2 protein-coding genes are annotated in these 8173 nt (G+C 72.7%); both read right to left on the bottom strand.

Annotation, left to right across the window (positions count from 1 at the left end):
• On the bottom strand, window positions 1-2141 hold a 2141-nt coding region (locus tag AC07DC_RS41840), incomplete at its 3' end, for a type I polyketide synthase (protein ID WP_478920215.1).
• A 23-nt stretch (window positions 2142-2164) separates the two neighbouring features.
• On the bottom strand, window positions 2165-8173 hold a 6009-nt coding region (locus AC07DC_RS41835), incomplete at its 5' end, for a type I polyketide synthase (protein ID WP_478920214.1).

Here is an 8173-nt window from a genome sequence, read left to right as displayed (position 1 = left end):
GTGAGTTGTGGCAGGACCTCGGCCTCGGTGGCCTGGATCGCTGCCATCGCACCGCCGGAGGGGAGCTGCTGCATGAGCCGTCCGCGTGCTGCAACGAGTAGCGCCGCGTCCTCCAGGGACCAGACGCCCGCCACGTGGGCGGCGGCCAGTTCACCGATGGAGTGACCGGCCAGCACCTGCGGTCGGACCCCGAAGGACTCCAGGAGGCGGAAGAGTGCGACCTCCAGTGCGAAGAGAGCCGGCTGCGTGAAGCCCGTCTCGTTCAGACGGTCGCCCTCGGCGAACAGGACGTCCTTGAGCGGCAGTTCCAGCTTCCCGTCGAACGCCGCAACAACCGTGTCCAGCGCCTCCGCGAACACCGGGAACGCCGCGTACAGCTCGCGTCCCATCCCCGCCCGCTGGCTGCCCTGCCCCGTGAACAGGAACGCAGTCCGGCCCGCGTGGGCGGAGCCCTGGACGAGGCCGGGTGCGTTGCCGCCGTCGGCAAGCGCCGTCAGGCCGGCGATCAGGCCGTCGCGGTCGGCGGCGACGACGCCCGCCCGGTGGGGGAACACCGCACGGGTCGTGGCCAGGGAGTATCCGACGGCGGCCGGATCGAGACCGGTCCCGGTGTCGGAGAGCAGGTGGTCCCGAAGGCGGGCGCCCTGCGCCGCCAGCGCCTCCGGCGTCTTGGCGGACAGCGTCCACGGCACCACCGGCAGCGCGGCGACGGGAGCGGCTTCGTCGGCCGCGGCCTCGGCAGGCGCCTCGACAGGCGCCTCTTCCACGATGACGTGGGCGTTCGTCCCGCTGATGCCGAAGGAGGAGATACCCGCGCGGCGGGTGCGCTCCCCGGCCGGCCACGGCTGCGCCTCGGTCAGCAGCTCGACGTCACCGGCCGACCAGTCCACGTGCGAACTCGGTGCGTCCACACCGAGCGTGCGCGGCAGCTCCTCGTGCCGCATCGCCAGCACCATCTTGATGATCCCGGCGACACCGGCAGCAGCCTGCGTGTGGCCCAGGTTCGACTTCACCGAGCCGAGCCACAGCGGGCGACCCTCCGGGCGGTCCTGCCCGTACGTCGCCAGCAGCGCCTGCGCCTCGATGGGGTCGCCGAGCTTGGTGCCGGTGCCGTGCGCCTCGACGGCGTCGACCTGGTCAGCCGAGAGCCGGGCGCCGGCCAGGGCCTGGCGGATCACGCGCTGCTGGGAAGGGCCGTTGGGGGCGGTGAGACCGTTGCTCGCGCCGTCCTGGTTGACGGCGCTGCCGCGCACGAGGGCGAGCACGCGGTGGCCGTTGCGCTTGGCGTCGCTGAGCTTCTCCAGCAGCAGCATGCCGACGCCCTCGCCCCAGCCGGTGCCGTCGGCGGCCTCGGCGAAGGGCTTGCAGCGGCCGTCGGGGGCCAGGCCGCGCTGGCGGCTGAAGTCGACAAAGGTGTCGGGGGTCGCCATCACGGTGACACCACCCGCGAGCGCGAGCGAGCACTCACCGGTGCGCAGCGCCTGGGCCGCCAGGTGCACGGTGACCAGGGACGACGAGCAGGCCGTGTCGACCGTGACGGCCGGGCCCTCCAGGCCGAAGGCGTACGAGACCCGGCCGGAGGCGAGGCTGCCGCCGACGCCCAGGAAGCCTTCGACGTCATCGGCGGCGTGCTCGAGAACGTCGCTGTAGTCGCCGTACATGACACCCGCGAAGACGCCGGTGGAGCTGCCGCGTACCGAGGCCGGGTCGATGCCCGCGCGCTCGAACGCCTCCCACGACGACTCCAGCAGCAGTCGGTGCTGCGGGTCCATCGCCACCGCTTCACGCGGGCTGATCCCGAAGAAACCGGGGTCGAAGTCGGCCGCACGGTCCAGGAAACCGCCGTGGCGCGAGTACGTCTTGCCGACCGCGTCCGGGTCCGGGTCGTAGATCCCCTCGACGTCCCACCCGCGGTCCAGCGGGAACGACGACACCCCGTCGCCGCCCGCCGCCAGCAGCGCCCACAGCTCCTCAGGCGAGGTGACCCCACCCGGATAGCGGCAGGCCATCCCCACAATCGCGATCGGCTCGTGGCCCGCGCCGGAGAGCTGGCGGTTCTGCTCGCGCAGCCGCTCCGTCTCCTTCAGCGACGCGCGCAGAGCCTCAACGATTCTCTCGTTCGATGCAGACGTTGCAGACACCTGAACCTCACCCATTCGCGTCATCAGAAGTCGGACCCTTCGAGCGCCTTCGAGATGAGGCTCTCGGCATCCATATCGTCGATCGATTCGCTCGCGTCCTCGGCCGTCGGGCCGTCGTCCTCCGTCTGGAGGCCCGCGAGTTGCAGCAGTGTGTCCAGCAGTCCGGTCTCACGGAGCCGGGCCAGCGGGATGGCGAGCAGGGAGGCGCGGACGCTCTCCTCGTACGCGGCGGTCCCCGGATCCGTGTTCGTGTCGGGGGCCGCCTGGTCGAGCAGGAAGTCGGCGAGCTCCTGCGGCGTCGGATAGTCGAAGACGAGCGTCGCCGGGAGCCGGACTCCGGCCGCCGCGCTCAGCTGGTTGCGGAACTCCACGGCGGTGAGCGAGTCGAAGCCGAACTCCTTGAACGGCTTGCCCAGCTCCACCTCCTGCGCCCCGGTGAAGCCGAGGACCGCGACGACCTGGCTTCGGACCAGCTCGACGACCACCGGGAGGCGTTCGTCGGACGGCAGCGCCGCCAGCCGCTGGGCCAGCCCGGACGCCCCGGCGCCGGCGGAGTCCGCCGCGGCCGCCGCGCGCCGGACCTTGCCGCGCACCAGGCCGCGGAAGAGACCCGGCACCTCGCCGCCCGCGGAACGCACCAGCGCGGGCACATCGAGCCCCGCGGGAACCAGCACCGCACGGTCCGAGACCAGCGAGGCGTCCAGCAGGGCCAGGCCCTGCTCCTCGCCCAGGGCCAGAACACCCCCGCGGGCCATCCGTTCCACCTCGGCCCCGGTGAGCTGGGAACCCATCCCGCCGGCCTCCGGCGCCCACAGACCCCAGGCGAGGGAGACCGCGGGAAGACCGCTTGCCCGGCGGTGGGTGGCCAGCGCGTCGAGGTAGGCGTTGGCCGCGGCGTAAGCGCCCTGCCCCGCACCACCCAGCACCCCGGCCGCGGACGAGAACAGGACGAACGCGTCCAGGTCCGTCCCGGCCGTCAGCTCGTGCAGGTGGCGCGCCGCCTCCGCCTTCGGGGCGAGTACGGCGGCCAGCCGCTCGGGCGTGAGCGACCCGAGGACACCGTCGTCCACGATGCCGGCCGCGTGGATCACGGCGCTGATCGGTACGTCGGTGAGGAGTTCCGCGAGGGCGTCCCGGTCGGAGACGTCGCACGCGGCGATGGTGACGGTGGCTCCCGCTTCGGTGAGCTCGGCCGTGAGTTCTGCCGCCCCGGGGGCGTCCTGGCCTCGGCGGCTGGTGAGCAGGAGGTCGCGGACGCCGTGCTCAGCGACCAGGTGACGGGCGGTGAGCGCGCCCAGACCGCTCGTGCCGCCGGTGATCAGTACAGTGCCGTCCGTCCGCCAAGGGGTCGCCTCGGCGGAAGGCGCAGAACGCACCAGGCGGGGGGCCAGGAAGGCCCCTGCGCGCAGCGCGAGTTCCGATTCACCGAAGAGGGTGACGGCGGTGGCCGGTATCTCCTCGGTGCCGGGGTCGGTGCCGGTGCCGGTGCCTGTCTTGGTGCCGTTGCCGGTGTCGATGAGGACGATCCGGTCCGGGTTCTCGGCCTGTGCGGCCCTGACCAGGCCCTGAACTGCGGCCTGTGCGAGATCGGTGACGTCCTCGCCGGGAAGCGCGGCGACCGCGCCTCGGGTGACGACGACCAGCCGGGCGTCGGAATCGGCGCTGGCCTCGTCGGCCAGCCATTCCTGCAGTCCGACCAGGACGGTGGAGAGCGTCTCGGCCGTTCCGAGCCCGGACGGGACGCGCAGCAGCCTCTCCTCGGGGATTGCCCCGGTGGACGCTCCGGCCTCGGCCTGCTCCGCGACGGCCACCCAGTCCAGCCCGAACAGCGCGTCGCCGTGCTTCGCGACCGGCACCTGCTCGGCGAGCGGGCGCAGGGTCAGCGAGCCGACCGACGCGACCGGGGAACCGGCGGCGTCCGCGAGGTGCAGCGCCACACCGCCCGGCCCCTCCGCCGGGGCGATCCGCACGCGCAGCGCCGTCGCCCCGGTGGCGAAGAGGGCCACATCGCTCCAGGAGAAAGGCAGTTGGGCCCGCCCGTCGTCCTCGAAGAACCCGCCCAGCCCGATGCCGTGCAGAGCCGCGTCGAGCAGCGCCGGGTGGAGCCCGAATCCGGCCGTCTCGACGTCCTCGGGCAGCGAGATCTCCGTGAAGACCTCGTCCCCGCGCTTCCAGGCGCCCAACAGCCCCTGGAACACCGGCCCGTACTCCAGTCCCAGCAGCGCCAGGTCGTCGTACAGACTGTCGACGGAGACGGCATCGGCACCGGCCGGCGGCCAATGCACCAGATCGAAGCCCGCGTCCGCGGCCGCCGAGGAGAGCACACCCTCCGCGTGCTGCACCCACGGCTCCTCGTCCGAGCCTTCGACGCGCGAGAACACACTCACGCGACGGCGGCCGGACCCGTCGTCCGCACCAGTCCTGAGCCGGAGTTGGGTTGCCGAGGTGGCAGGAATGACGAGGGGCGCGTAGAGCGTCAGCTCCTCCAGGGTGCTTGTGTCGGTGTGGTCGCCGGTGTGGATGGCGAGGTCGGCGAGCGCCGCACCGGGCACGATGACCGTGCCGTTGACGGCGTGGTCCGCGAGCCACGGGTGGGTGGTGAGCGAGAGCCGCCCGGTGAACAACATGCCGTCCGAGTCCGGCAGCGCTATCGCCGCGCTGAGCAGCGGGTGAGTGGTGTCGCTCTGGCCGAAGCCGGAGGCGTTCCCGCTGGGTGCGACGGTGTCGGCGAGCCAGTAGTGCTGGTGCTGGAAGGCGTAGGTGGGGAGATCGACGGGGGCCCGGCCGGTGCCGAAGAGGGTCGGCCAGTCGACGGTGCCGCCGCTGGCGTGGAGCCGGACCAGGGCTTCGGTGAACAGCTGGGCTTCGTTGTGGTCGCGGCGGAGGGTGGGGACGAGGGTCGTGTTCTCGGTGGCGGAGTCGGCGGCCATGGCGGTGAGGACCGCGTCCGGACCGAGCTCCAGGAGGGTGGTGACGCCCTGGTCCTGGAGGGTGGTGACGGCATCCGCGAAGCGGACGGCTTCGCGGACGTGGCGGACCCAGTACGCCGGGTCGGTCAACTCCTCAGTGGTAGCGGCCTGTCCGGTGAGGGTCGAGACGATCGGGATGGAGGGCGCGGTGTAGGTGAGACGAGCCGCGACCTCGGCGAACTCGTCGAGCATCGGCTCCATGTGGAGGGAGTGGAAGGCGTGGCTGACGGTCAGCCGCTTGGTCTTGCGACCGAGAGCATCGAAGTGCGCGATGACGTCAGCGACGGCCTCCTCATCACCGGAGACGACGATCGACGTCGGGCCGTTGACGGCCGCGATCCCCACCCGCTCCGTGAGCTGGGGCAGCACCTCGGCCTCCGTGGCCTGAAGGGCCGCCATCGCACCACCCGAAGGCAGTTGCTGCATCAGGCGGCCACGAGCCGCGACCAGCAGCGCCGCGTCCTCCAGGGACCAGACGCCCGCCACGTGCGCCGCGGCCAGTTCACCGATGGAGTGACCGGCCAGCACCTGCGGCCGGACCCCGAAGGACTCCAACAGCCGGAACAGTGCCACTTCCAGCGCGAAGAGAGCAGGCTGGGTGAAGCCCGTCTCGTTCAACCGGCTGTTCTCCTCGGCGAAGAGAACGTCCTTGAGCGGCAGTTCAAGGTGAGCGTCGAGTGCCGCACACACCGCGTCCAGCGCCTCGGCGAACACCGGGAACGCCGCGTACAGCTCGCGTCCCATCCCGGCCCGCTGGCTGCCCTGACCGGTGAAGAGGAACGCCGTCCGGCTCGGCCCGGCGAGGCCGCGCACCACACCTGGTGCGTTCCGGCCTCCGGCCAGGGCCGACAGGGCGAGCAGCAGCCCGTGGCGATCGGCGGCCACGACGCCGCCGCGGTGCGCGAACACCGCACGGGTTGTCGTCAGCGCGGATCCGATCGCAGCCGGGTCCAGCTCCGGGTCCGCCAGGACGAGATCGTGCAGGCGGGCGGCCTGGGCCTGGACGGCGTCCGGCGTCTTACCGGACAGCACCCACGGCACCACCGGCAGCTCGGCCGAGGCGACAGCCTCCGTCGAGACCTCGGCGGGGGCCTCTTCCACAATCACGTGGGCGTTCGTGCCGCTGATGCCGAAGGACGAGACACCCGCGCGACGCGGACGCTCCCGCACCGGCCACGGCTGCGCCTCCGTCAGCAGCTCGACCGAGCCGGCCGACCAGTCAACGTGTGAGCTGGGGGCGTCGACACCGAGCGTGCGCGGCAGTTCCTCGTGCCGCATCGCCAGCACCATCTTGATGATCCCCGCGACACCGGCGGCGGCCTGGGTGTGGCCGAGGTTGGACTTCACCGAGCCGAGCCACAGCGGCTGGTCGGCGGGCCGGTCCTGGCCGTAGGTCGCGATGAGCGCCTGGGCCTCGATCGGGTCGCCGAGCGTCGTTCCCGTTCCGTGCGCCTCCACCGCGTCGACCTGGTCGGCCGAGAGGTTGGCGCCGGCGAGTGCCTGCCGGATGACGCGCTGCTGGGACGGGCCGTTGGGGGCCGTGAGCCCGTTGCTCGCGCCGTCCTGGTTGACGGCGCTGCCGCGTACCAGGGCCAGCACGCGGTGGCCGTTGCGCTGCGCGTCGGAGAGCCGCTCCAGGAGCAGCATGCCGACCCCTTCGCCCCAGCCCGTACCGTCGGCGGCCTCCGCGAACGGCTTGCAGCGACCGTCGGGGGCCAGGCCCCGCTGGCGGCTGAAGCCGACGAAGGTCTCCGGGGTCGCCATGACCGTCACGCCGCCCGCGAGGGCGAGCGAGCACTCGCCGGAGCGCAGCGCCTGACCGGCCAGGTGGACCGTGACCAGGGACGACGAGCAGGCAGTGTCGACCGTGACGGCCGGGCCCTCCAGCCCGAAGGCGTACGCGACGCGCCCCGACGCGACACTGCCGGAGCTGCCGGTACCGAGGTACCCCTCCAGGTCGGCGGGGTAGCTGTTGAGCCGGATGCCGTAGTCGTTGTACATGACGCCGGCGAAGACGCCGGTGGAGCTGCCCCGTACGGTCGCCGGGTCGATGCCCGCGCGCTCGAACGCCTCCCAGGCGGACTCCAGCAGAAGCCGGTGCTGGGGGTCGGTGGCCAGCGCCTCACGCGGGCTGATGCCGAAGAACGCCGGGTCGAAGTCCGCGGCCTGTGCCAGGAATCCGCCGTGCCGGGAGTACGTCTTGCCGATCGCGTCCGGGTCCGGGTCGTACAGACCCGCCACGTCCCAGCCGCGGTCGTCCGGGAACGGCGTCACGGCGTCGCCACCGGCGGCGAGCAGCGTCCACAGCTCCTCCGGCGAGGAGACCCCGCCGGGGAACCGGCACGCCATGCCGACGATCGCGATCGGTTCGTCGGCCATCGAGCCGGAACCGGTCGCCTGCTCTGTCGTGCCGCCGGCCGCTTCCACTGTGGCTTCCTCGCCGAGCAGTTCCACGAGGAGGAACGCGGCCACCGCCGTCGGCGTCGGGTAGTCGAAGACGAGTGTCGCGGGCAGCCGTACCCCGGCCTCCGCGCCGAGCTGGTTGCGGAACTCCACTCCGGTGAGGGAGTCGACGCCCAGCTCGCTGAACAGGCTGTCGGCCGCGACGTCCTCCGGCCCGCCGAAGCCCAGCACGGCCGCGATCTGCCCGCGCACGAGGCCGAGCAGCAGTTCCTGCCGCGCGGCCGGGGGCAGCGCCATGAGGCGCTCCTCCAGCGACACCGGCCCGGTGCCCGCACCTGCGCCCGACTGCACGGCCCGGCGCGCGGGGGCTCTGACAAGTCCCCGCAGAATCGGCGGGACCTCGCCGGGAGCGGCGGCCAGCGCCTTGAGGTCCAGCCGGATCGGCACCAGGTGCGCGTGCTCGCTGCGTTGCGCCGCGTCGAAGAGCGCCAGACCTGCCGGCGCGTCCAGAGCGAGCACGCCCGCTCGGGCCATCCGCTCCAGATCCGTCGCGGACAACCCTGCGCCCATTCCGCCGGTTTCGGGTGCCCACAGGCCCCAGGCGAGGGAGGTGGCGGGGAGTCCTTGGGTGCGGCGGTGGACGGCGAGGGCGTCGAGGTA

The organism is Streptomyces sp. NPDC045021, assembly GCF_056432645.1.
This window is presented reverse-complemented; position numbering and strand designations above follow the sequence as displayed.